A 24,536-nucleotide genomic window follows, 5' to 3' on the forward strand; every position below is an offset into this window, starting at 1 on the left:
GGAAGGGACTTACTTCGCCAGCGGCGCGGCGAGGATGTCGAAGTAGTCGTTCAGGCCCCACGGGATCGACAGCGGCGACGGGTTGGCGGATGCGGCGATCGGCGTCGCGTCGGGCAGGATCGCGATGCGCCCCTCGGCGATTGCGGGGATCTTCGACAGCAGCGGATCGGCCTGCAGGGTGGCCACGGTGGAGTCGTCGCCGTAGGTGACGAACAGGTCGACGTCGTCGAACCGCTGCGCCTCCTCTGCCGACACCTCGAGGTAGAACTGGTCGCTGTCTGCGCTGTCCTCGACGATCCGCGGCAGCGGCAGGCCGAGCTCGTGCAGGTAGCCGGGGCGGGTGTCGGCGGCGGTGTAGTAGCCGATCTTCGACAGGTCGCTCATGTCGAAGTAGCCGAACAGCACCTTCGCGTCCTTCAGCGCCGGATGTTCGGCGAGCGCGGCCTCCGCGTCGGCGTCGAGCTGCTCGATGAGGGCGTCGCCCTCCTTCTCGAGGCCGAGCGCCTCGGAGTTCATCTCGATCATGTCCTCGACCGAGGTGCCCCACGCGACCTCGGGGTAGGCGACGACGGGAGCGATCTTCGACAGCGTGTCGTACTCCTCCTGCGTGAGCCCGGAGTACGCGGCGAGGATCACGTCGGGGGCGGTGTCGGCGACGGCCTCGTAGTCGATCCCGTCGGTCTCGTCGAACAGGACCGGCGGCTCGCCGCCGAGCTCGTCGAGCTTCTCCTCGACCCAGGGCAGGATGCCGTCGTTGTCGTCGTCTCCCCAGGTGGCCTTGCTCATGCCGACCGGGACGATGCCGAGCGCCAGGGGCACCTCGTGGTTTGCCCAGGCGACGGTGGCGACCCGCTCGGGCTTGGCGTCGATCACGGTCTCGCCGAAGGCGTGCTCGACGGTGACGGGGAACGACTCGCCGGACGAACCGGTGGAGGCGTTCGAGTCATCGGAGCTGTCATCGGCTGCGGAGGCGCAGCCGGCGAGACCGACGGCAAGGGCTGCTGCGGCGGCGAGGGCGAGGAGACGGGAAGATCGCACGGGCGTTCCTTCAGGTGGGTGGCGGCGTCACCGAGACCCGGTGCGCACTTTGGTAAGGCTTGCCTAAGGTAGCACGCGAACCCTGCGGGGCGCACGCCGGTAGGGTCGTAGCGTGAGCCTTCTCGTGACCGTGCCGACCGAGCGTCTCGCCGCGAACCTGGGCGCGCTTCCCGACGGGGTCGAGCTGCGCATCTGGGACTTGCGCTCCCCCGCGCCGGCCGACCGCATCGACATCGTCGTGCCGCCGTACATGGGCGGCAGCCGGGTGCTCACGGCGCTCGAGGGACTCCAGGTCGGGCTCGTGCAGGGCCAGTCGATCGGGTACGACGGTGTCGCGGAGGCACTGCCCTCCGGTATCCCGTTCGCGAACGCCGCGAGCGTGCACGAGGCATCGACCGCCGAGCTCGCGGTGGGGATGATGATCGCCGCGCAGCGGCAGCTGCCCCGGTTCGTGCGCGCGCAGGACCGCGGCGAGTGGGCGCCGGTCTTCACCGAGAGCCTCGCCGACCGGCGCGTACTGCTGGTCGGCTTCGGCGGCGTTGGCACGGCGATCGCCCGGCGCCTGGCGCCGTTCGAGGTCGAACTGACCGCGGTCGCGCGCACCGCGCGCACCGAGCAGGTCGAGGGTGTCGGCGAGATCGCCGTGCACGGTCTGGACGAACTCGACGCACTGCTGCCGGATGCCGAGATCGTGGTGCTGAGCCTGCCGGCCAGCGACTCCACACATCATCTCTTCGACGGCGAACGGATCGCGCGCATGGCGAAGGGCGCTCTGCTGGTCAACGTCGGTCGCGGGCCGCTGATCGACACCGACGCCCTCGTCGACGCGCTCAGCGCCGATGCGATGCGCGCGGCATCCGACGTCTTCGAAGAGGAGCCGCTGCCCTCAGGGCATCCGCTCTGGAGCGCCCCGAACCTGCTGATCACCCCGCACGGCGGCGGCGCCTCGACGGCGATGAACCCGCGCATCGCGCGACTGATCCGGCGTCAGATCGACCGGATGCTGGCGGGAGAGCCGCCCGTGAACATCGTGATGTAAGCGCTTGCAGTAGCCTGGGCTCATGGCACAACGTGAACAGCAGCGTGAGCAGATGGCAGCCCCCGGTTCCGAGTGGTGGCGCACCGCCGTCATCTATCAGATCTACCCCCGGTCGTTCGCCGACGCGTCCGGCGACGGCATCGGCGACCTGCCCGGCATCACCAGCCGGCTCGACGACCTGAAGAGCCTCGGCATCGACGCCATCTGGCTGAGCCCGTTCATGACCAGCCCGCAGAAGGACGCCGGCTACGACGTCGCCGACTACCGCGACGTCGACCCGCTGTTCGGCACCCTGGCCGACTTCGACGTCATGCTGAACGAGGCGCACGCCCGGGGCATCCGGGTGATCGTCGATCTCGTGCCCAACCACTCCTCCGACCAGCACGTGTGGTTCCAGGAGGCACTGAAGGCCGCGCCCGGCAGCCCCGAGCGGGCCCGCTACGTGTTCCGCGACGGACGCGGCGAGAACGGCGAGCTGCCCCCGAACAACTGGGAGAGCGTGTTCGGCGGCGGCATGTGGGAGCGCGTGACCGAGCCCGACGGCACTCCGGGCCAGTGGTACCTGCACATCTTCGATGCGACGCAGCCCGACTTCGACTGGACCAACGAGGAGGTGCGCGAGGAGTTCCGCAGCATCCTGCGCTTCTGGCTCGACCGTGGCGTCGACGGATTCCGCGTCGACGTGGCGCACGGGATGATGAAGGAGGCGGGGCTGCCGGACTACGCCCCCGTCGCCGACGCCGACTCGATGGGCGGCGGCGAGGAGAACGTGCCGTACTGGGGCCAGGACGAGGTGCACGACATCTACCGCGACTGGAACCGCGTGCTCGCCGAGTACGACGGCGACCGCGCGCTGTGCGGTGAGGCCTGGCTGCCGACGCTGAAGAAGACCGCGCTCTGGGTGCGTCCCGACGAGATGCACCAGACCTTCAACTTCCCCTACCTGATGACGCCGTGGGATGCCCAGGAGCTGCGCCTCGTCATCCGCGAATCGCTCGACGCGTTCGGAGCGGTGGGCGCACCCAGCACCTGGGTGCTGTCGAACCACGACGTGATCCGGCACGCCTCGCGTCTCGCGCTGACCGCCGACAGCCCGCAGGGCGACGGCATCGGCCCGAACTCGCAGGGCAAGCCCGACCCGGCCATCGGCCTGTCCCGCGGCCGCGCGGCGACCACCGTGATGCTCTCGCTGCCCGGCTCGGCGTACGTCTACCAGGGCGAGGAGCTCGGCCTTCCCGAGGCGATGGAGATCCCCGACGAGTTCCGACAGGACCCGACGTGGTTCCGCACGAACGGCGAGCGCTACGGTCGCGACGGATGCCGCGTTCCGCTGCCGTGGACGGCCGAGGGCCCCGCGTTCGGATTCAACGACACCGGCGCCTCGTGGCTGCCGCAGCCCGCGGAGTGGGCGCACTTCGCGCGCGATACCGAGGAGCGCCAGCCGGATTCGACGCTGAACCTCTACAAGAAGCTGCTCAGCGAGCGCGCGGCGCGCCGCCTGGGCAGCGGCTCGCTCGTCTGGGACGACGTGGCCGACTCTGCTGTCGCCTTCCGCCGCGGCGAGCTGCACGTCGTCGCGAACCTCGGCGCCGAGCCGATCGAGCTCGGCGATGACGTCACCTTCGTCGTGCAGAGCGAGCCGTTCACCGGCACCGCGCTGCCGCCGAACACGGCCGCCTGGTTCACCCGCGGCTGAGCGGATGGTCAGCCGGGATAGGCTGACGATGTGGTGAGCATCGACGAGGTCGCAAGGCTCGCTGGGGTGTCGACGGCGACCGTCTCGCGCGCGCTCAGCGGGCGCGGGCACGTGTCGGAGCGCGCGCGAGAGCGCGTGCGTTCCGCGGCAGACTCCCTCGGATACGTCGTGTCGTCGCGGGCGTCGAGCCTGGCATCCGGTCGCACGCAGAACGTCGGGGTCATCGTGCCCTTTCTCGACCGCTGGTTCTTCAGCACCGTGCTCTCCGGCGCGACCAGCGCACTGATGCGCGCCGGCTACGACGTCACGCTGTACAACATCACGGCCGATGCCGTCGTGCGCCGCGAGGTCTTCTCGACCTTTCTGCGGCGCCAGCGCGTCGATGCCGTGATCGCCGTCGCCATCGAGCTCGACGAGCACGAGACCTCGCAGCTGCAGGGGCTGGGCCTGCCGGTGATCGGCATCGGCGGCCCGAACCCCGGCCTGCGCACGCTCTCGCTCGATCAGACCGCGCTCGCCTGCCTGGCCACCGAGCATCTGATCGCGTTGGGGCACCGCGACATCGCACACATCGGCGCAGCAGCCGAGTTCGAGGCGGACTTCCGGGTGCCGTCGCGCCGCCGGTCCGGTTTCGAGCAGGCGCTCGCGCAGGCGGGGATCACCCCGGATCCGGCGCTCTTCGAGCCGGCGGACTTCACCGTCGACGGCGGATACCGTGCCGCCAGACGGCTGCTCGGCGGCACCGGGCCCCGGCCGTCTGCGATCTTCGCCGCCTCGGACGAGATGGCCATCGGCGCGCTGGTCGCCGCCCGCGACCTCGGCATCCGCGTGCCGCAGGACCTCTCGATCGTCGGTATCGACGGTCACGAGCTCGGTGAGTTCTTCGGGCTGACGACGGTCGATCAGTTCCCGCTCGCGCAGGGCGAGCGGGCGGCGTCGGCGATTCTCGCGCAGCTCGAGGGCGCCTCGGATGCCGAGGCCGTGGCCGACCTGCCGTACGAGCTCATCACGCGCGGCACGACCGCACCCGTATAGCATCCGCCCGCATCCGGCGGGAGATGAGCCGGACCCCCGGGTGTGCCGGATCCGCTCGGCGCTGTCTCGATCCCACGCCGCGGCACTGAATACTGGACGGATGGACGCGCTCAACGACTTCGTGCTCTTCTTCGGCGACAAGCTCTGGTCCTGGGCGGTGCTGCCCATCCTGGTGCTGCTCGGCCTCTACTTCACGTTCCGCTCCGGTGTCGTGCAGTTCCGCTTGATCCCCGAGATGTTCCGCACGCTCACCGACCGCACCCCGACGGATGCCGAGGGCAGGCCGCAGTCGGTGTCGGCCTTCCAGGCGTTCACGATCTCGGCGGCCTCCCGGGTGGGCGTCGGCAACATCGCCGGTGTCGGCACCGCGATCGCGATCGGCGGTCCCGGAGCGGTGTTCTGGATGTGGACGATGGCGTTCATCGGCGGCGCATCCAGCTTCATCGAATCGACGCTCGGCCAGACGTTCAAGGTGCGCGACCAGGACGGCTTCCGCGGCGGACCGGCGTACTACATGCAGTACGGCCTGAAGGCGCGGTGGATGGGCATCGTGTTCGCCGTCATCCTCATCCTGTGCTTCCCGTTCTCGTTCAACTCGCTGCAGGCCAACACGATCAGCGCCACCATCTCGGGCAGCTTCGGCGGCGACGTCGCGTGGATCCCGTGGGTGGTCGGCGCGGTCCTCGCGACGCTCACCGCGCTCGTCATCTTCGGCGGCGTGCGGCGCATCGCCTCGGTGTCGTCGAAGGTCGTGCCTCTGATGGCGCTGGTGTACCTGCTGCTGGGCCTGGTGATCGTCGCTATCCACATCGAGCGGCTGCCCGAGGTGTTCGCGTCCATCTACACACAGGCGTGGGGCACGAAGGAGGTCGCCGGCGGCGCCCTGGGCACGATCATCATGGTCGGCGCCAAGCGCGGCATGTTCTCGAACGAGGCGGGTCTCGGCTCGGCTCCCAACGCCGGCGCCACCGCCGCCGTCACACACCCCGTCAAACAGGGTCTCGTGCAGACGCTCGGCGTCTACTTCGACACGTTCCTGGTGTGCTCGATCACCGCGTTCATCGTGCTCGTCGCCACTCCCGACCTCGCGAACGCCGAGCAGGGCATCGCGCTCACCCAGAACGCGCTGGTCAGCTCGCTCGGCTCCTGGTCGAACGTGGCCCTGAGCGTGATCATCTTCCTGCTCGCGTTCAGCTCGATCCTCGGCAACTACTACTACGGCGAATCCAACATCGAGTTCATCCGCGCCCACCGCGGGGTGCTGCAGGGCTACCGCGCCCTGGTCGTGCTCGTGGTCTTCCTCGGGTCGATCGCCTCGGCCGACCTGATCTGGAACACCGCCGACAGCATCATGGGGATCATGGCGATCGTCAACCTCATCGCCATCGCGCTGCTCTCCGGCGTCGCCTTCAAGCTGCTGCGCGACTACCTCGACCAGCGTCGTGCGGGCCTCGACCCAGTCTTCACCCGGGAGCGGATGCCCGAGCTGACCGGCATCCAGTGCTGGGAGGACGAGCTGAGCGTCACCGGGCCGATCCCCGTCTCGGGCCGCAGGCGCTGAGCCGGCGCTGAGGGCGGATGCCGGGCATCCGCCCTCAGCGCCGGCTCAGCGGCGGGATAGGGTGGAAGAGGAGTGTCGGGAAGCCTGGTCGACGTCATCGTCCGTCGACCCGGAAGGCCCGCATGCCGCGCTTCTCCTCTCTCCTGCGCCCGCTGTTCCCGACATCGTCCCGCGCCGAGTCCCGGCGCATCGGCGAGATCCTCCGCACCGAGACCACGGGCGGCATCCTGCTCGTCGTCGCCGCCGCTCTCGCACTACTGTGGGCGAACTCGCCGTGGGCCGACGGCTACTTCGCGCTGCGCGATCTGCGGGTCGGCTACGAGCCGTGGCATCTGGATCTGACCCTGGGGCAGTGGGCGGCCGACGGTCTGCTCGCAGTCTTCTTCTTCCTGGTGGGCCTCGAGCTCAAACGCGAGTTCGTCGCCGGCGACCTGCGACGCTTCAGCACCGCCGTCGTGCCGGTGGTGGCGGCCCTCGGCGGTGTGGCGGTGCCCGCCCTCGTCTACGTCGCGGTCACGAGCGGGGCGCCCGGTGCGGCGAGAGGGTGGGCGATCCCCACCGCCACCGACATCGCGTTCGCGGTGGCGGTGCTGGCCATCATCGGCTCGCACCTGCCCAGCGCGCTGCGCATCTTCCTGCTGACTCTCGCCGTGGTCGACGACCTCGTCGCGATCGCCATCATCGCGGTGTTCTACACCGACACCATCGAGATCATGCCGCTCGTGCTGGCGCTGCTCGCGATCACCGCGTACGGCCTGATCGCGCAGCGGTACCGTCAGTTCTTCCGCCTGCGCCCGTCGGCGGCGTGGCTGATCCTGCTGCCGATCGGCTTCGCCGCCTGGGCGCTCGTGCACGCGTCCGGCATCCACGCGACGATCGCGGGTGTGCTGCTGGGCTTCACGATCCCCGTGCTGCACCGCCGGCCGGCGACCGAGAAGCAGAGCGGCCCCGGCCTCGCCGAGGTGTTCGAGCATCGGTTCCGCCCGCTCTCCAGCGGGATCGCCGTGCCGGTGTTCGCGTTCTTCTCAGCCGGCGTGGCCGTCGGCGGCACCGAGGGGTGGCTCTCGGCGCTCGGCGACCCGGTGGTGCTGGGCATCATCCTCGGCCTGATCGTGGGCAAGCCCGTCGGGATCGCCCTCGCGACCTGGGCCGTCACCCGAGTGCGCCGCATCGACCTCGATCCATCCCTGCAGTGGATCGACATCATCGGCGTGGGTCTGCTCGCCGGCATCGGGTTCACGGTCTCGCTGCTCGTCGCCGAGCTCAGCTTCGACGTCGCGGACCCGCATCACGATCAGGCGAAGGTGGCGATCCTCACCGCGTCGGTGGGCGCCGCGCTGCTGGCATCCGCCCTGCTGGGGCTGCGCAACCGCCGCTACCGGAAGAACGCGGCGACCTGACCAGACGCAAAAGAACCGGCCGGGAACCACGTGGGTCCCGGCCGGTTCTGTCGACGCTCAGATCAGAGCGCGCGGATCTTCGCCGCCTGCATGCCCTTGGGGCCACGCTCGGGCTCGAACTCCACCTTCTGGTTCTCGGTGAGCTCCTTGTAGCCGTTGCCCTCGATTGCCGAGAAGTGCGCGAAGAGGTCGTCGGAGCCGTCATCGGGAGCGATGAAGCCGAAGCCCTTTTCGGAGTTGAACCATTTCACAGTGCCAGTGGCCATGTGCTTCTGCTTTCTGTTGATCTGGCCGCTGATGCGACCGGGGTGCCACGCTGAATTGTCCGGCGTGCACGATATGACGATGCCGACCGAGCGGCGCGGGGCGCATGGCTCGACGGGATCGGGGTGATCCGGATCCGCGGCACTCACACGCGGGTCGGGATCGGGGTGATGGCTGGAGCGAGAGACGCTCAGCTGTTGAGAGTGAAGCCTCCGGCGGAGGGACACGACAACACTAGCACGCGGCGGCGGCCTGCGCCCCGATCGACGGATACCCCAGGGCTAGGCTCATCGCATGACCGTCGACCTCGAAGCCCTCTACATCGACCTGCACAAGCATCCCGAGCTGTCGTTCCAGGAGACGCGCACCGCCGGCATCGCCGCAGCTCATCTGCGCGAGCTCGGGCTCGAGGTGCACGAGGGCGTCGGCATCACCGGCGTGGTGGGTGTGCTGTCGAACCCGTCGGCGAGCTCGGGCGAGCCCGGCCCCGTGGTCTGGCTGCGCGCCGACATGGACGCGCTGCCCGTCGTCGAGGAGACCGGACTCGCGTATGCGTCGACCGCGACCGGTGTCGATCCGGGCGGCAGCACCGTCGGGGTGATGCACGCCTGCGGCCACGACATGCATGTGACCGCCATGATCGGCGCGGTCGAGCGACTGGTCGCCGAGCGCGACCAGTGGAGCGGGACGGTCGTGGTGGTGATCCAGCCCGCCGAGGAGTACGGCGCCGGCGCCAGGGCGATGCTCGATGACGGTGCGCTCGACCGCTTCCCGCGCCCCGATGTGGTGCTCGGCCAGCACGTCACCCCCCTGCCCGCGGGCACCATCGGCGTGCGACCGGGTCCGCAGATGTCGGCCTCCGACGGCATCCAGGTCGTGCTGCACGGTCGTGGCGGCCACGGGTCGCGCCCGCACTCGACGATCGACCCGATCGTCATGGCCGCGGCGACGATCATGCGGCTGCAGACGGTCGTCTCGCGGGAGGTCGATCCGCGCGACCTCGCCGTCGTGACGGTCGGCGCGATCCACGCCGGCACCAAGAACAACATCATCCCCGCGGATGCCACCCTGCAGCTCAGCCTGCGCTACCCCGACGAGCAGCTGCGCGAGAAGGTGCTCGAGAGAGTCGAGCGCGTCATCCGCGCGGAGGCGACGGCATCCGGCGCCGAGCGCGAGCCCGAGATCTCGACCCTGCACCGACTGCCGGCCACGATCAACGACGCGGATGCCACCGAGCGGGTCGTCTCGGCCTTCCGCGGCGTCTTCGGCGAGCAGTCGGTGATCGATCCGGGGCTGTTCACCGGCAGCGAGGACGTGTCGTGGTTCGCCCGCGACGCGGGAGTGCCCCTGGTGTTCTGGTTCTGGGGCGGGGTCGACCCGCAGCTGTACGCGGACGCCGTGGCGAACGGCACCGTCGACAGCGACGTCCCGACCAACCACTCGCCGTTCTACGCCCCGGTGATCCACCCCACGATCGAGGTCGGCGTCACGGCGATGGCCACGGCGGCCCGGGAGTTCCTCGACTGAGGCGCGGGCGCCTCAGACCTCGATGACGCGCTGGTTGCTCTCGTGCGCCTCACGGTGCAGTCGCTCCATGCGCACGTCGAGCTCACCCGCCGCCTCGGCCGCGTCGGTCAGGCTCTGCACGAGGTGCGCAGGCACGCGACCGGCGAACTTGTAGTGGATCTTGTGCTCGAGGCTCGCCCAGAAGTCCATCGCGATGGTGCGGAACTGCACCTCGACGGGGATCGCGATCGGTCCGGTGGAGAGGAACACCGGCACGTCGACGATCGTGTGCAGGCTGCGGTAGCCGTTGGGTTTGGGCGTCGCGATGTAGTCCTTCACCGTGCGCATGGTCACGTCGTCCTGCTGCGTGAGAAGGTCGAATAGGCGGTACACGTCGCTGACGAAGCTGCAGGTGACGCGCACACCGGCGATGTCGGTGATCTCCCGACGGATCACCTCGAAATCCGGTTCGATGCCCTTTCGCGCGATCTTCTCGACGATGCTGTCCGGGGTCTTGACGCGGCTCTTGACATGCTCGATCGGGTTGTACGCGTGCATGTGCGTGAACTCGTCGCGCAGGATCGAGATCTTCGTCTCGACCTCGCGCATCCCGAACTCGTACTCGCGCAGGAACCGCTGGAATGCGTCGCGCAGCTGCTTCGCCTCGGCGATCGCGGCGTCGTCGATCGGGAGAATCGTCATGTCCTCGACGCTACGCGCTCGCCTTCGGAATCCCCTGGGGGTGGCGGCCGAACGTCACGTGTTGTGCGGGGGTGTCAGCAGGCGTAGTGTCGCCGCTCGTGGCAAACGAAATGCGTGAGAGCGCGGACGCCCCGCTGCACGCGAAGCGCATCTTTCTCGGCGAACCCCTCACCACCCAGCAGGTCAACGACCAGCTGCTCCCCAAGCGCATGGCGCTGCCCATCTTCGCGTCCGACGCACTGAGCTCCGTCGCGTACGGGCCTCAGGAGATGCTGATGATCATGCTGATCGGCGGGGTGTCGTTCCTGACGCTGAGCCCGTGGGTGGCGGCCGCCGTCGTGCTGCTGCTGATCGTCGTGGTGCTCAGCTACCGCCAGCTGATCAAGGCGTACCCGTCGGGCGGTGGCGACTACGAGGTGGCCTCGACCAACCTCGGCGAGATCCCCGGCGTCGTCGTCGCGGCTGCGCTGCTCGTCGACTACGTGCTCACCGTCGCCGTGTCGATCGCGTCGGGCGTCGACAACATCATCTCGGCCGTGCCCTCGCTCGACCCGTGGCGCGTCGAGCTGGCGGTGGGCTTCGTCATCCTCATCGTGATCGTCAACCTGCGCGGCGTGCGCGAGGCGTCGACCGTGTTCGCCATCCCGACCTACGTCTTCATCGGCTCGGTGGTGCTGATGATCGGCACCGGCCTGATCCGCACCTTCCTCGGCGATCCTGGCAGCTGATGCTCGTGCACGGCGTGACGATCACGCTCGTGCCGTGGCTGCTCGACTCGTCCGAGCTGATCTACGGCCGCCGCTCGCGGCCCGTGCCCGGGCAGGAGCGCGCGGGTCGTCCGGTGGCGCTGTACGGTGCGCCACCGCGGGGGCGGCGCGTGCAGCGGCCGGCGGGTCCGCCCGACGAGGGTTGAGGCCGGCGCGTTCTCGCCGTCGATCCTCGCGGATCAGCGGAAGCCGCGCAGCCGCAGGCTGTTGCCCACGACGAACACGCTCGAGAACGCCATCGCCGCCCCCGCGAGCATGGGGTTCAGCAGCCCGAGCGCGGCGAGCGGGATCGCCGCGACGTTGTACGCGAACGCCCAGAACAGGTTGCCCTTGATCGTGCCGAGCGTGCGCCGGGAGAGCCGGATGGCGTCGGCCGCGGCGCGCAGGTCGCCCCGCACGAGCGTGATGTCGGATGCCTCGATCGCGACGTCCGTGCCCGTGCCCATCGCCATGCCCAGGTCGGCCTGCGCCAGCGCCGGCGCGTCGTTCACGCCGTCGCCCACCATCGCCACGACCCGCCCCTCGGCCTGCAGGCGCGACACGACCGCGACCTTGTCCGCCGGCAGCACCTCGGCGATGACCTCGTCGATGCCCACCTGGCCGGCGATGTGCCGGGCGGCGGCTTCGTTGTCGCCGGTCAGCAGCACCGGGCGCAGCCCGAGCGCCAGGAGAGATGCGATCGCCTCGGCGCTCGTCGCCTTGACCTCGTCTGCGACGACGATCATGCCCGCCGCGGCGCCGTCCCACCCGACGAGGATGGCCGTCTGGCCCGCGGCCTCGGCATCCCCCTTCGCCTCGAGCAGCTGCGCGGACGGGTGGATGGACCAGTCCTCGAGCAGCGAGAGCCGCCCGACCACCATCGCGTGCCCCTCGACGACGCCGGTGACGCCCCGCCCGTCGTGGTTCTGGAACGACTCGACCGCCGGCAGCGACCGCCTCGGGGTCGACGTCGTCTCCGCATCCGCACCCTCGACGGCGGGTCGCACGGCGGCTCGCCGCGCGGCATCCGGGTCATCCGAGATCTCGGACGCGGCGGACGTGACGGCTCGCGCGATCGGATGCTCGCTGGCGTGCTCGATGGCTCCGGCGAGGAGCAGCAGACGGTCGGCATCCACCCCGTGCTCCGGCACGACCGCGGAGACCGACATGCGTCCCTCGGTGACCGTTCCGGTCTTGTCGAGCACGACCGTGTCGACCCGGCGGGTCGATTCGAGCACCTCCGGTCCCTTGATCAGGATGCCCAGCTGCGCACCGCGCCCCGTCCCCACGAGCAGGGCGGTGGGCGTCGCCAGGCCCAGGGCGCAGGGGCAGGCGATGATGAGCACCGCGACAGCGGCGGTGAAGGCGACGGATGCCGGGAAGCCGAGCACCAGCCAGGCGACGAGCGTGACGAGCGCGACCGCGATGACGATCGGGACGAACACACCCGAGATGCGGTCGGCCAGACGCTGCACCTCCGCCTTGCCCGTCTGCGCGTCCTCGACCATGCGCGCCATCTGCGCGAGCTGCGTGTCGGCGCCCACCCGCGTCGCGCGCACCACGAGCCGGCCGCCGGCGTTCACGGTCGCTCCGGTCACGGCATCCCCCGGCGCGACCTCGACGGGCACGGATTCGCCGGTGATCATCGACTGATCCACCGCCGACGTCCCCGAGACGACGACGCCGTCGGTGGCGATCTTCTCGCCGGGGCGCACGACGAACTCGTCGCCGACGCGCAGATCGTCGATCGGGATGCTCGACTCGCGGCCGTCGCGCAGCACCGCGACGTCTTTGGCGCCCAGCTCCATCAGCGCGCGCAGCGCGGCTCCCGCCTGGCGCTTGGCGCGCTTCTCGAAGTACCGGCCGGCGAGAACGAACATCGTCACCCCTGCCGCCACCTCGAGGTAGATGTTGCCGGCACCGTCGCTGCGGGTGATGGCGAACGAGAAGCCGTGCGTCATGCCCGGCATGCCCGCCGTGCCCAGGAACAGCGCGTACAGCGACCAGAGGAACGCGGCCGACGTGCCGAGGCTGATCAGGGTGTCCATGGTGGCCGCGCCGTGGCGCAGGTTGATCCACGCCGCGCGGTGGAACGGCCAGGCCGCCCACACGACGACCGGCGCCGCCAGCGCGAGCGACGCCCACTGCCAGTAGGTGAACTGCAGTGCGGGGATCATCGCGAGCAGGATGACCGGGATCGACAGCACGACCGAGCCGATCAGCCGCTCCCGAAGCGGGCGCAGCTCGTGGTCGGCGGCCGACTCGGCATCCGGCTCCGCACCCGCGACGGCGGGCGGCGCGGGCACCGCCGCCGAGTACCCCGCGTTCTCGACCTCGGCGATGAGCGCGGCCGTGTCGACGGGGCCGTCGACGAGAACCTGAGCCCTCTCGGTCGCGTAGTTGACGCTCGCGCTGACGCCGTCGAGCCGGTTGAGCTTCTTCTCGATGCGCATCGCGCAGGATGCGCAGGTCATCCCGCCGATGTCGAGGTCGACGCGGGTCTGCTCGGCGCCGGCGGGTGTCGGCTCGCTGGTCACGATCTGCTCCCTGAGATCCGGTCCGCGTCAGGACACGACTGCGCGGTACCCTGCTTCGTCGACGGCGGCGATGACCGCATCGGCATCGACGGCGGTGGCCGAGCCGACGACGAGACGGCCGGTCTGGGCGCTGACCTCGATGCTCTCGACGCCGGGGATCTTCTCAACCTCTTCGCGTACGGACATCTCGCAGTGACCGCAGGTCATTCCGCTCACCTGGAATTCAGTGGTGCTCATCGCTCCTCCTTCGCTGGGATACCCGAGAGGGGTATCTACTCAGAGTACTACCGAATACCCCCGAGGGGTATTCCCCCGCGCGGCGAGCACGCGCGGCTGGTGCTCACCGGCCGCGTTTGTGGCGGTACATCTCGGCATCCGCCCGCCGCAGCGCGTCTTCGAGCGTCTCGTCCTCCTGCACCTGAACCGCTCCCCACGACCACGGGTGCGAGGTCAGCTCGTGCATCCGCTCGAGCATCGCCGCCGCTCCCGACTGCGGCGTGTCCGGCAGCAGCATCACGAACTCGTCGCCACCCAGACGGGCCACGCGGTCGCCGACTCGCGACAGCGACACCCACTGCCTCACGAGCTCCTTGAGAACGGCATCACCGGCCTCGTGGCCCTCCTCGTCGTTCACCGCCTTGAAGTCGTCGAGATCGATCAGCGCGATCGTCAGCGGGCGGCCGGTGCGCGACGCACGGCGGAGCGCCTCGCTCATCTGCCGCACCAGGCCGCGACGGTTGAGCGCACCGGTGAGCGGATCCGTCTGCGCCTCGACCCGCACCCGGTGCCGGACGAAGAAGCCGATCTCGAGGCAGATCCAGCTCATGACGACCAGGCCGAACACGTTCGCCGCTCCGAACAGCCCCGCCGCTGCTGCGCCGGGGATCGGGTCGCCGCCGAACGGGCCGAACACCATCGCCGTGCCGACGGCGGCGAGGATCGCGATCTCGACCGGCCGGCCGATCCGCGCTCCGTAGAACCAGGCCAGGTACATCGCCATGACCGGCAGCTCCTGCACGTTCGCGACGGCGTTCTGTCGTCCGCTCGAGAACCCGATGTAGTAGACCGACACCGCCGCATGCACGAGCACCAGGATCAGGCCCCAGTACCGCGGAATGCGTCGACCGAACAGGAGCACGGCCGCCGCGGGCACGAAGCCCGCGGCCATGAGGGCCGCCGAGAACCCGACCTCGACGGGCGACATGTCGCGCTCGAGCAGTTCGATGAGCAGCAGGATCGAGAAGAACGCGCACATGATCGCTGTGACGATCGAGTAGGTCGATGTGCGTCTGCGGATCCGCATCAGCCAGGAGGCGTTCAGCCAGCCGAGCTCAGCGGAATCGGCCTGGCGGACGTCCTGCTGACCCACGTGTGCCCCCCTTTCGCCACCGGCGGCGCTGCCCGGCATTCAGGCTAGCCGCGAAACGCCGCCCCCGGCGCCCTGTTCCGCGAGGAATACACTGAAGTTTCTCAGTGACCGGAGCCGTATGTCTGAACTGCCGAAGGCGCGAGCCTTCTTCCAGCCCATCGTCGACGTGCGCGCCATGCGCGTCGTCGGCTTCGAAGCACTCGCCCGCTTCGACGACGGCGGCTCGCCACTCGATCATCTGCGCGTGGCGGAGGACCGCGGCCAGCGTGCGCAGCTTGAGCTGCAGCTGATCGAGAGCGCCGTCGACGCGGCGACGACTCTGCCTGCGGACGGATTCATCACCCTGAACGTCTCCGGACGCACGATGGGCTTCCCGCGGCTGGCCGAGGCGCTTCGCCGCTGCGACCGCTCGTGGGGGCTCGAGCTGTTCGAGGGCGCCGAGCCGGAGGAGTGCCTGGCGATTCGCCAGCAGGTCGACGAGCTCGGCGGCTTCCTGCTCATCGACGATGCGGGAGTGGACTTCGCCGACGAGGAACGGGTGCGTCAGCTGCGGCCGGACATCGTGAAGATCGATCGTGCCGTGTTCTGGCACTCTCTTGCGGACGACGACGGGCGCCATCGCGTCGAGAGCATCCTCGGGGCGGCCGATGAGGTCGACGCCCGCGCCCTCGTCGAGGGCGTCGAGGACGAGACGCAGCTCGAGGCCGTGCGCGCACTCGAGGTCGGCCTCGCCCAGGGGTACCACCTGGGCCGACCGACCCCGGTCGACGGCGTGGCGGAGATGCTGGTCGACCTGCGGCGTCGTGTCGGAGTGGACGCGTCGGGCCTCTGACCTGCAGCCCGCTGCGCCGCGCGCGGATCACGACCACCGCGGACGGTCGAGAATGGTAGCGCTACCCGCGGTTCGTCGTTGACTGCTTTAAACACAGACGCCTCCGGGTTGTGAGCGCAAACATCCTGCGCTTTAATGGCTCCGAGGCCTCATCCCTGCGGCCTCAGCCCACTCAACTGACCTCAACGGGGAGCACAGCATGGCATCCACGTCCCGCACCATCCGCACCGCCGCCGTCATCGCCGTCGGCGCCGTATCGGCCTTCGGCCTGGCCGCCTGCAGCAGCGCCGACTCCGCCGGGGGCGACAGCGCCTCCGCCGGCGACACCGTCACGATCGACTACATGCACCGCCTGCCCGACGGCAAGGACATGACCGCCGTCAAGGACATCGTCCAGCGCTGGAACGACGAGAACCCCGACATCCAGGTGAAGACGACGAAGTTCGACGGCGCCGCCAGCGACATGATCCTCAAGCTCGAGACCGACGTGAAGGCCGGCACCGCGCCCTGCCTCGCGCAGACCTCCTACTCCGAGGTGCCCCAGCTCTTCGTCAAGGGCATGCTGCAGGACGTCGCCGACGAGGCGAAGAAGTACGAGGACGATTTCTCGGCGGGCGCCTTCAGCGGCATGAAGGTCGGCGACGCCGTCGTCGGGCTGCCGCAGGACACCGGCCCCCTGGTCTACTTCTACAACGAGGGGTCGTTCACCGAGCTCGGCCTCGATGTGCCGGCCACGCTCGACGACCTGACCGCCGACAGCGCGACCGCTGCAGCCGCGGGCAAGTTCGTCACCGCCTTCACCCCCGACGAGGCGTCGAACTGGCTCTCCGCTCAGGCGGCCGCAGCCGGCGACACGTGGTTCTCCAGCACCGGAGACAAGTGGAAGGTCGAGACCGAGGGCGAAGGCGCTCAGCGCGTCGCCGGCTTCTGGCAGAACCTCATCGACAGCAAGCAGACCCTCACCACCGAGCGCTGGGGGGAGGGCTTCACGGCCGCCCTCAACGACGGCAGCCTGATCGGACACGTGGGCGCCGCGTGGGAGGCGGGCTTCCTGCTCGACTCGCTCGACGGAACCCCCGCAGAGGGCCAGTGGCGCGTCGCCCAGCTGCCCGACTTCGGTGCGGGGCAGATGAGCGGCCCCGACGGCGGATCCGGCGTCTCGGTGCTCAAGGGCTGCGAGCACCCGGCCGAGGCGATGAAGTTCAACGCCTGGTTCAACACGCAGGTCGACGACCTGGCCTCGCAGGGGCTCGTCGTCGCGGCCAAGGGCGCCGTGAAGACGCCGGAGAAGATGGAGCGCCAGTTCGGCGGTCAGGACGTGCTCGCCGAGCTGGCCACGGCCACCGAGAACCTCAACCCGGACTTCCCCTACGCACCCGGTTTCTCGACGCTGTCGAAGATGAACGAGGTCGCCGCCGGCGCGGCGAGCGGTTCCGCGTCGGTCGCCGACGTCTTCGCCACCGCCCAGAAGACCGCAGTCGCGTCGCTCAAGGACCTCGGCCTGCCGGTCGCCGAGTGACCGGCGAGCACGACACCGTATGACGCCGACGGCGGAGAGCACCGGGTGCTCTCCGCCGTCGTTCTGGATCAGGAGGACAGAGCCGTGACAGACACAGCCATCAGAGCGCGCACCGCGCAAGCCCGGCGCTCCCGACCGGAGCGACCGGTCACGCGCAGAAGACGCGGCATCCGCCGCGAGGGACTCACGGGCTGGATGTTCCTCGCCCCGTTCGCGATCCTCTTCGCGATCGTCTTCCTCGTGCCGATCCTGGTGTCGATCCGCGCGTCGTTCTTCGCGCAGCTTCCCAGCGGTGGCGGCCTCTACGGCGGTGGCGAGCTGGTCGACACCTTCGTCGGATTCGACAACTTCGCCCTCGCGATCGGCAACAGCGCCTTCTGGGCGGGCATGGGCCGCGTCGTGCTCTACGCCGCGTTCCAGATTCCGGTGATGATCATCGCCGCCCTCGCCCTCGCCCTGCTGCTGGACTCGTTCATCGTCCGCCGTCCCGGCCTGTTCCGCCTGGCGTTCTTCCTGCCCTACGCGGTGCCAGGCGTCATCGCGGCGATGATGTGGCTCTACCTGTACACCCCGAGGGTCTCGCCCTTCCTCGAGTTCCTCCCCGAGGGCACGGACTTCCTCGCACCCGGCACAATCCTGCTGTCGATGGCGAACATGACCACGTGGACGTACACCGGGTACAACATGCTGATCTTCCTGTCGGCCCTGCAGGCCATCCCGCGCGATCTGTACGAAGCCGCGCGCATCGACGGCGCCAGCGGGTGGCAGGTCGCGACCCGCATCAAGGTGCCGATGATGCGCGGGGCGGCGCTGCTCGCCGTGCTGCTGTCGATCATCGGCACCATCCAGCTGTTCAACGAGCCGGTGGTGCTCGAGAGCCAGAACCAGTGGATGGGCAAGGACTTCACGCCGATGATGCTGACCTACAACTCGATGATGGGCGAGATCTCGCCGTCGGGCAGCGGCCCGGCATCCGCCTACTCGCTGCTCATGGCCGTGATCGCCGGCGTGCTCGCGATCGTCTACGCGCTGCTGCAGCGCCGCAAGGGGGACGCATGACCGCCACGACAACTCTGCTCGCCGCCGAGCCCGCGACCGCTCGGCGCCCGCGCCGACGTCGCGAACCGGCGACGGACCTGCCCCCTCGGTCGGTCGCCCCGGGCCCGGTAGCCCGCATCTTCGGGATCATCGCGCTGGTCATCGCCGCGCTGTACTTCCTCGTGCCGGTGTTCTGGCTGATCGTGGCGTCGACGAAGAACAACGCCGATCTCACCTCGACATTCGGCTTCTGGTTCGCCGAGTGGAATCTCGGGGCGAACTACGAGAGCCTCATGGGCTGGACACAGGGCCTGTTCTGGCGCTGGGTCGCGAACTCGATCCTGTATTCGGTCAGCGCGGGCGTCATCGGCACGCTCGTCGCGGTGATGGCGGGCTACGCGATCGCGAAGTTCGCCTTCCCCGGCAGGCGGATCGCGGTCGGCGTGATCATGGGCGGGCTGCTGCTGCCGGTGGCCCTGCTCACCGTGCCGCTGTACATCGAGTTCCACGCGCTGGGGCTGACCAACACGATCTGGGCGATCATCATCCCGTCTGCGGTGTCGCCGTTCGGCGTCTTCCTCGGGATGGTCTTCGCGCAGTCGTCGGTTCCCACCGAGCTACTCGAGGCCGCCCGGATCGACGGTGCGGGCGAGATCCGCATCTTCTTCACGATCGTGCTGCGCCTGCTGGGGCCTGCGATGGTGACCATCTTCCTGTTCATCTTCGTCGCGACGTGGAACAACTTCCTGCTGCCGCTGCTGATGGTCTCCAGCGCCGAGCTGAAGCCCGTGACGCTCGGCCTGTACGGGATGATGAGCTACTTCTCGCCCGACAAGGGCGCGGTCATGCTCGGCGCCCTGCTGGGCGTCGTGCCGCTGATCATCCTGTTCTTCACCCTCCAGCGCTACTGGCGCTCTGGCCTGGCCGCCGGCGCCGTCAAGGGCTGATCACGCTCTCCGAACAAGAAGAAGAACCTCCCCCGTGCTGCTGCGCGGGGGAGGTTCTTGTTCGGGGGCGGGCGATCAGGTGCCGATGAACTCCTCGGTCGGCCCGAACGCGGGCTGCTCGCGGATCTCGACGCGCGAGGGCAGACGATCGGTGTCGAGCACGACGACCTCGTTCTCGCCCGCGCGCCAGAGCGGTGCGGGCGCGTACAGCGTCTCCTGCGGACCGCGCTCCCAGTAGCGGCCGAGCAGGAATCCGTTCAGCCAGACCATGCCCTTCGCACCCTCGGGGAAGGCGAGCCAGGCATCCAGCGGGTCGGCCACCTCGAGCGTGGCGGAGGCGAGTCCGGCAGGATCGGCGGCGCTCGTCGCGGCGTGCTCCGGAGCGTCGACCGTCGGGATGCCGTCGCCGAGCACCCGGTGGGTCCAGCCGTGCTGGTAGCGGCGCCCGTCGATCACGACGCCGCCGAGGATGCCCTTGCCCTGGCCGGTGAGGGGCCCGTAGTTGATGCGCCCGAGGCTCTCGACGACGATCACGACGCGTCCCCGGCCGCCGGCGGCGGGCAGCGGGAGGGTGTGCTCGCCATCGTGCTCGAGGGTCCCGAGACGCTCGCCGTCGAAGAAGATCGTCGCGCGATCGTGCAGCTGCAGGATGCCCAGGGTCGCCCCCGCGGGGAAGAGCATGTCGCTCTCGTACGCGACCAGGCCGTCCTCCGCGCCGAGCTCCTCGAAGCTCAGCGGCTGCGGCGACTCGGCGCGCACAGGCGTCGCGGCGATCACGTCGAGCAGCGCGGCGTCGACCTGCAGGTCGGCGGATGCCGCGGGCTGCCGGCGCGGGGCAGCCGGAACCGGCGGCAGGTCGCCGTCGTGGAAGCGCGCGAAGCGCTCTCGCAGCGCGTGGAACTTCTCGCCCAGGGTGCCGTCCTCGCCGATCGGGGCGTCGGAGTCGTAGCTCGTGACGGTCGGCTGGATGACGCCGTCGTGGTTCGAGCCGTTCCACAGCCCGAAGTTCGTGCCGCCGTGCGCCATGTACAGGCTCACCGACCCGCCTGCGTCGAGCAGCTCGTCGACGGTGCCGAGCATGCTCGCGGCCGAGCGGATGTGGTGCTGCTCACCCCAGTGGTCGAACCAGCCTCCCCACAGCTCGCTGCACATCAGGTGCTCGCCGTCGCGCTGCAGCTCGATCGCACGCGGCACCCCGGTGCCGAACGTGAACGTGCTCATGGCGCCGGGCACGCTGCCGTGCTCGATCATGTCGGAAGTGATGCCGTCGGCCGTGGTGAGCATCTCGACCATGCCGCGCGAGCGCAGCCCGTCGCGCAGGTGTGCGAGGTACTCGGCATCCGTGCCGTACGAGCCGTACTCGTTCTCGACCTGGATCAGACGGATCGGCCCGCCGTGCGCCGCCTGCAGCGGCACGAGCTGCGGGATCAGCTGGTCGTACCAGGCGTCGACCGCGGCGAGGAAGTCGGCGTCGGCGGTGCGCAGCGCGCGGGTGCGGCCGCTCAGCCAGAACGGGATGCCGCCGTTCGACCACTCCGCGCAGATGTACGGGCTCGGCCGCACGAACACGTCCAGGCCCACCTCGCCCGCGATGCGGATGAAGCGCGCGACATCGCGCCAGCCGGTGAAGTCGTATTCACCCTCGACTCGCTCGTGGAAGTTCCAGGCGATGTACGTGTCCACGGTGTTCGCGCCCATGGCAGCCAGCCGGCGCAGGCGGTCCTCCCACTGGTCGGGATGCACGCGGAAGTAGTGCACGGCGCCGGAGAGGATGCGGTGCGGCGCTCCGTCACGGAGGATCTGGCCGTCACGCCAGGTGAGGGTGGGGGTGGACATACAGCTCCCGATCGAAAGGAATGTTTGCGCTCACATTACCTCACTTCGGGCTCGGGAAAAGGCCTGGATTCGCGCGGCCGCACCGCTATCATTGCCAGATGTCACCCCGTCGCCCGAGTCCGGATCGCGCACCGAATCAGATGGACGTCGCGCGCGCCGCGGGAGTCAGCGCCCAGACCGTGTCGCGCGTGCTGGCCGGCCACCCCAACGTGCGCCCCGACACCGCACACCGCGTTCATGCGGCCATCGACTCGCTGGGCTACCGCATCCACGCGGCGGCCGCGTCACTGGCATCCGGTCGCACCCGCATCATCGGGATGATCGTCGTCTCGAACGACCGGTACGCGTCAGCGGCGCTCGGCGCCGGCGTCGAGACGACCGCCGCCGCCAACGGCTACACGGTCACGACCGCCTCGGTCTCGGATCACGCGTCGACATCCGCCTTCCTCGAGGCTTTCGATCGCCTGGAGCGGCAGGGTGCCGAGGGAGTCGTACTCAATGTCCCGGTCGAACTCGACAGCCCCGAGATGCAGCTGCGCACCGAGCGCACACCGTCGACACGCAGCCAGGTCGCCTCGCTGCAGCCCGACGCACCGCTGGTCGTCGACCAGCATGTGATCGGCCGGCTCGCCGTCGAGCATCTGCTCGACCTCGGCCATCGCACCGTATGGCACGTCGGCGGCGACGAGTACTGGATCGAGGGGCGCCACCGCCGCGAGGCGTGGGAGCAGGTGCTGCACGAGCGCGGCATCGAGCCGCCGCCGCTGATCCCCGGCGAGTGGACCCCCGAGTCGGGCTACCGTGCCGGCCGCACGATCGCCGCGATTCCCGACGCGACCGCCGTCTTCGTCTCGAGCGACGAGATGGCCTTCGGCCTGATCCGCGCCCTGCACGAGGCCGGCCGACGGGTACCCGAGGACGTCTCGGTGGTCAGCGTCGACGACATCGCCCTCGCCGCGTACGCCTCCCCCGCTCTCACCACCGTGCGTCAGCCGTTCGAGGAGATGGGTCGCGCGGCGGCGCAGCGACTCATCTCGCACATCGAGGGGACGGATGCCGGTGACGAGCCCGACCTGCATCCGGAACTCATCATCCGCTCATCCACGGCTGCTCCGCTCGCGCGCTGACGCAGGCGCACAGGGCAGCCGACGCCCGCCCGCAGGTTCCGAAGGGCCGCCTCGGCTGAGCGCTCGCCCCGCCCCGCACGTCCCGATCTCGCTCCGGTATGAGTTCGTGCCGCCTGGACCCGTTCCAGGCGGCACGAACTCATACCGGAAGACGGAGGGTGATGCCCAGCCGACAGCAGCGACGTGGCTCAGGCACGCAGCGGCGAACGGCGGGCGGACGGGCGCGACGTCTCGGGCGCGAGCACGGCGAGCAGCTGCACCAGCGTCGTGAGCCACAGCAGCACGAGCCCGACCACGACCCCCTCGAGGGCTGCGACCGACAGCATCCGGAAACCGAAGGCGATCACCGTCACGATCACCACGATGCCGACGAGAGCGATGGTCAACATCCGCAGCGCCGCGACGTCGCGCAGCAGCAGCGTCGTCAGCGCGGCCGCGACGAGGATCAACGCGAGCATCGAGAAGGCGGCGATCGCGTGCGCGACGGGAACCCTGTCGAGCGGCAGCAGCCCGACCGCGGCGAGCGCGACTCCCGCTCCTGCCCAGGTGAGCACGATGGCGGCGATCGACGCCAGGGCGCCGTCACCGAGCATCCGGTGCAGATCGCGGCCGAGGTAGGAGCCGGTGGTGGCGATCAGCAGTCCCGCCACGATCACCGTGCCGTTGAACGCCCATCCGCGGGCTCCGATGCCGAGTTCGGAGAAGCTGCGCTCCCACCACGCGGCATCCGCGGCGGTCAGCATCGCGAACAGGGTGCCGACCACGAGGAACGCCGTCAGCAGCGCCGCGATGTCCTGCGTGCTCAGGCGCACGCCCATGCGGAAGGCCAGTCGGCCGCCGAGTGCCGACGCGACACCGGTGAACACCCCGCCGGCGACGGCGGGCAGCGTCAGTCCCTCCAGTCCGGTCGCGAGCACCTCGCCAGCGAGCAGCACGCCGAGGCCCGAGACGCCGGCGATCGCGACGGTCACCGCGGCCGCGCTGATGTGCGACACGGCGGCCTGCCACGGCGGCATGGGGGCGGTCTCGCCGGCGCGGTGCATCCGGGTGCTGACGATGAAGGCGACCGCCGCGATCACGGCGGCGACGAGCGCGATCGGGATGATGACCGACCCGTCTCCGCTGAACGGCCGGGCAGCACCCCACAGCACCGCGGTGCCGATGACGGCGCCCGACGTGAAGCAGACCGCGGTGGCCCACAGCTTCCTCTCCAGATCGTGCAGACCGGTCTCCATGCCCCCATCGAACCACTCCCGGCCGACACCGCCGAGGCCCGACGCGCACACGCGTGCCGGCGCTACCGTTGACCCATGCGCTTCCCCGCCGCGATCCGTGCCGCACGCCGGGCTCCCCTGCTGCAGGTGCTGAAGTCGGCCGCGGCGACGATCGCGGCGTGGCTGATCGCCGGCTGGCTGATCCCCGGACCGCTGCCCGTGTTCGCCGCCATCGCCGCGCTGCTGGTCGTGCAGCCGAGCGTCAACCAGTCGCTGGCGAAGGCGCTCGAGCGCAGCGCCGGGGTCATCCTCGGTGTCGTCATCGCCGTGCTGCTGAGCCTGCTGCTCGGCGGGCAGAGCTGGGTGGTGCTGGCCGCGGTGGTCGTCGCGCTGCTGATCGCCTGGGCGCTGCGCGCGTCAACGGGCACGGGCAATCAGGTGGCGATCTCGGCCGTGCTGGTGCTGGCTCTCGGGTCATCGAACCCCGACTACGCGCTGGATCGGATCCTGGAGACGCTCATCGGCGCCGCCGTCGGATTCGTCGTGAACGTCGCCGTCGTCCCGCCGGTTCTCTCCGCGCCGGCCCGGCGCGACATCGGGATGCTCGGTCGCGAGCTCGCCGCGTCCCTCGACCGTCTCGCCGACGCGCTGCCCATCACCCGCAGCGCCGCGCAGCTCTACGAGCTGATGCTCGAAGCGCGGCTGCTGCGCCCCATGAAGGAGGCAGCCGAGGCATCCTTGACGGCAGCCGAGGAGTCGCTCGCCCTCAACCCCCGCCGCGGGCGCCACCGCGAGGATCTCGACCAGCTGCAGGACGTGTTCGATCGGCTCTCCCCCGTGGTCACGCAGGTGATCGGGATGACGCGCGCGTACATCGACCACTACGAGGATTCGCTCGCCACCGACCCGACGGTGCGGGCGATCGCCGAGCAGCTGCACCGCGCGGGGCACGACGTGCGGCTGGCGGTGCAGTCGGCGGAGCGCCTTCCGGATGCCCGCACCGCACCCGTGCCGGCCCTCACCACACCTCTGGTGGTGCGCCCTCCGGCATCCGATCACTGGATCCTCGTCGGATCGCTGATGGAGGACCTGCGGCGCATCCACGGCGAGCTGCGAGACGAGACCTGACC

General features: G+C 69.9%; 21 protein-coding genes and 1 pseudogene. 14 read left to right on the forward strand and 8 right to left on the reverse strand.

Going from position 1 to position 24,536, the window contains the following annotated elements; translation table 11 throughout:
- Positions 1–9 precede the first annotated feature (9 nt).
- The gene (locus H9633_RS04695) at positions 10–1,038 is read right to left on the reverse strand and encodes an iron-siderophore ABC transporter substrate-binding protein (RefSeq protein ID WP_191712259.1); all 1,029 of its coding nucleotides are present in this window, start codon (positions 1,036–1,038) and stop codon (positions 10–12) included.
- A gap of 112 nt (positions 1,039–1,150) precedes the next feature.
- Between H9633_RS04695 and H9633_RS04700 the strand changes: the two genes are divergently transcribed.
- The 5 genes from H9633_RS04700 (at position 1,151) to nhaA (ending at position 7,769) form a co-directional block, all read left to right on the forward strand.
- Positions 1,151–2,077 (forward strand): 2-hydroxyacid dehydrogenase, encoded by a 927-nt coding sequence (locus tag H9633_RS04700; RefSeq protein ID WP_318247197.1) that lies wholly within the window; start codon positions 1,151–1,153, stop codon positions 2,075–2,077.
- Positions 2,078–2,099: 22 nt separating this feature from the next.
- Complete coding sequence (locus H9633_RS04705) at positions 2,100–3,773, forward strand: glycoside hydrolase family 13 protein (RefSeq protein WP_191712260.1); 1,674 nt, start codon at positions 2,100–2,102, stop codon at positions 3,771–3,773.
- Between the two features lie 30 nt (positions 3,774–3,803).
- A complete protein-coding gene (locus tag H9633_RS04710) occupies positions 3,804–4,808 on the forward strand; it encodes a LacI family DNA-binding transcriptional regulator (protein WP_191712261.1) in 1,005 nt (334 codons plus the stop codon).
- Between the two features lie 100 nt (positions 4,809–4,908).
- Entirely contained in the window at positions 4,909–6,369 is a 1,461-nt protein-coding gene (locus H9633_RS04715) for an alanine/glycine:cation symporter family protein (protein ID WP_191712262.1), read from the forward strand.
- Between the two features lie 122 nt (positions 6,370–6,491).
- Positions 6,492–7,769 carry a Na+/H+ antiporter NhaA gene (nhaA, locus tag H9633_RS04720; RefSeq protein ID WP_191712263.1) on the forward strand — a complete coding sequence of 426 codons (1,278 nt, stop codon included), beginning with the start codon at positions 6,492–6,494 and terminating at the stop codon, positions 7,767–7,769.
- A gap of 62 nt (positions 7,770–7,831) precedes the next feature.
- Here the strand turns inward: nhaA and H9633_RS04725 are convergent, their stop codons facing one another.
- Positions 7,832–8,035 (reverse strand): cold-shock protein, encoded by a 204-nt coding sequence (locus H9633_RS04725; protein WP_071643350.1) that lies wholly within the window; start codon positions 8,033–8,035, stop codon positions 7,832–7,834.
- Positions 8,036–8,327: 292 nt separating this feature from the next.
- On the opposite strand from H9633_RS04725, the gene H9633_RS04730 reads away from it, so the two are divergent.
- Positions 8,328–9,560, forward strand: a complete 1,233-nt coding sequence (locus H9633_RS04730) for an amidohydrolase (RefSeq protein ID WP_191712264.1) — start codon at positions 8,328–8,330, stop codon at positions 9,558–9,560.
- A 12-nt stretch (positions 9,561–9,572) separates the two neighbouring features.
- Here H9633_RS04730 and H9633_RS04735 read toward each other — a convergent pair whose 3' ends face one another.
- Positions 9,573–10,241, reverse strand: a complete 669-nt coding sequence (locus tag H9633_RS04735) for a GTP pyrophosphokinase (protein ID WP_191712265.1) — start codon at positions 10,239–10,241, stop codon at positions 9,573–9,575.
- 110 nt (positions 10,242–10,351) lie between these two features.
- On the opposite strand from H9633_RS04735, the pseudogene H9633_RS04740 reads away from it, so the two are divergent.
- A pseudogene (locus H9633_RS04740) lies at positions 10,352–10,957 on the forward strand (APC family permease); the annotation flags it as partial.
- Positions 10,958–10,968: 11 nt separating this feature from the next.
- Positions 10,969–11,154: a hypothetical protein gene (locus tag H9633_RS04745; protein WP_191712266.1), complete on the forward strand. Its 186-nt coding sequence runs from the start codon at positions 10,969–10,971 to the stop codon at positions 11,152–11,154.
- A 33-nt stretch (positions 11,155–11,187) separates the two neighbouring features.
- Here H9633_RS04745 and H9633_RS04750 read toward each other — a convergent pair whose 3' ends face one another.
- From H9633_RS04750 to H9633_RS13240, 3 genes are all read right to left on the reverse strand, one after another.
- Positions 11,188–13,461 (reverse strand): heavy metal translocating P-type ATPase, encoded by a 2,274-nt coding sequence (locus H9633_RS04750; protein WP_191712937.1) that lies wholly within the window; start codon positions 13,459–13,461, stop codon positions 11,188–11,190.
- A 90-nt stretch (positions 13,462–13,551) separates the two neighbouring features.
- Entirely contained in the window at positions 13,552–13,761 is a 210-nt protein-coding gene (locus H9633_RS04755) for a heavy-metal-associated domain-containing protein (protein WP_071643274.1), read from the reverse strand.
- 103 nt (positions 13,762–13,864) lie between these two features.
- Positions 13,865–14,893 (reverse strand): GGDEF domain-containing protein, encoded by a 1,029-nt coding sequence (locus tag H9633_RS13240; RefSeq protein WP_191712267.1) that lies wholly within the window; start codon positions 14,891–14,893, stop codon positions 13,865–13,867.
- Positions 14,894–15,011: 118 nt separating this feature from the next.
- Between H9633_RS13240 and H9633_RS04765 the strand changes: the two genes are divergently transcribed.
- The 4 genes from H9633_RS04765 (at position 15,012) to H9633_RS04780 (ending at position 19,229) form a co-directional block, all read left to right on the forward strand.
- Positions 15,012–15,725, forward strand: coding sequence for an EAL domain-containing protein (locus H9633_RS04765; protein WP_191712268.1), 714 nt, complete (start codon positions 15,012–15,014; stop codon positions 15,723–15,725).
- 199 nt (positions 15,726–15,924) lie between these two features.
- Positions 15,925–17,244, forward strand: coding sequence for an ABC transporter substrate-binding protein (locus H9633_RS04770; RefSeq protein ID WP_191712269.1), 1,320 nt, complete (start codon positions 15,925–15,927; stop codon positions 17,242–17,244).
- A gap of 84 nt (positions 17,245–17,328) precedes the next feature.
- Positions 17,329–18,303, forward strand: a complete 975-nt coding sequence (locus H9633_RS04775; RefSeq protein WP_404802956.1) for a carbohydrate ABC transporter permease — start codon at positions 17,329–17,331, stop codon at positions 18,301–18,303.
- Entirely contained in the window at positions 18,300–19,229 is a 930-nt protein-coding gene (locus tag H9633_RS04780; RefSeq protein WP_191712270.1) for a carbohydrate ABC transporter permease, read from the forward strand. The genes H9633_RS04775 and H9633_RS04780 overlap by 4 nt, the downstream gene beginning before the upstream one ends.
- Positions 19,230–19,304: 75 nt before the next feature.
- On the opposite strand, the gene H9633_RS04785 is transcribed toward H9633_RS04780, so the two are convergent.
- Positions 19,305–21,065, reverse strand: coding sequence for a glycoside hydrolase family 35 protein (locus H9633_RS04785; RefSeq protein ID WP_191712271.1), 1,761 nt, complete (start codon positions 21,063–21,065; stop codon positions 19,305–19,307).
- A gap of 98 nt (positions 21,066–21,163) precedes the next feature.
- On the opposite strand from H9633_RS04785, the gene H9633_RS04790 reads away from it, so the two are divergent.
- Positions 21,164–22,192, forward strand: coding sequence for a LacI family DNA-binding transcriptional regulator (locus H9633_RS04790; RefSeq protein WP_191712272.1), 1,029 nt, complete (start codon positions 21,164–21,166; stop codon positions 22,190–22,192).
- 188 nt (positions 22,193–22,380) lie between these two features.
- Here H9633_RS04790 and H9633_RS04795 read toward each other — a convergent pair whose 3' ends face one another.
- Positions 22,381–23,427: a DUF998 domain-containing protein gene (locus H9633_RS04795; protein ID WP_191712273.1), complete on the reverse strand. Its 1,047-nt coding sequence runs from the start codon at positions 23,425–23,427 to the stop codon at positions 22,381–22,383.
- Between the two features lie 75 nt (positions 23,428–23,502).
- Here H9633_RS04795 and H9633_RS04800 point away from each other — a divergent pair, with 75 nt between their 5' ends.
- Positions 23,503–24,534 (forward strand): FUSC family protein, encoded by a 1,032-nt coding sequence (locus tag H9633_RS04800; protein WP_191712274.1) that lies wholly within the window; start codon positions 23,503–23,505, stop codon positions 24,532–24,534.
- The last annotated feature ends 2 nt before the right edge of the window (positions 24,535–24,536 follow it).

The organism is Microbacterium commune (assembly GCF_014836945.1).
Classification (GTDB): domain Bacteria; phylum Actinomycetota; class Actinomycetes; order Actinomycetales; family Microbacteriaceae; genus Microbacterium; species Microbacterium commune.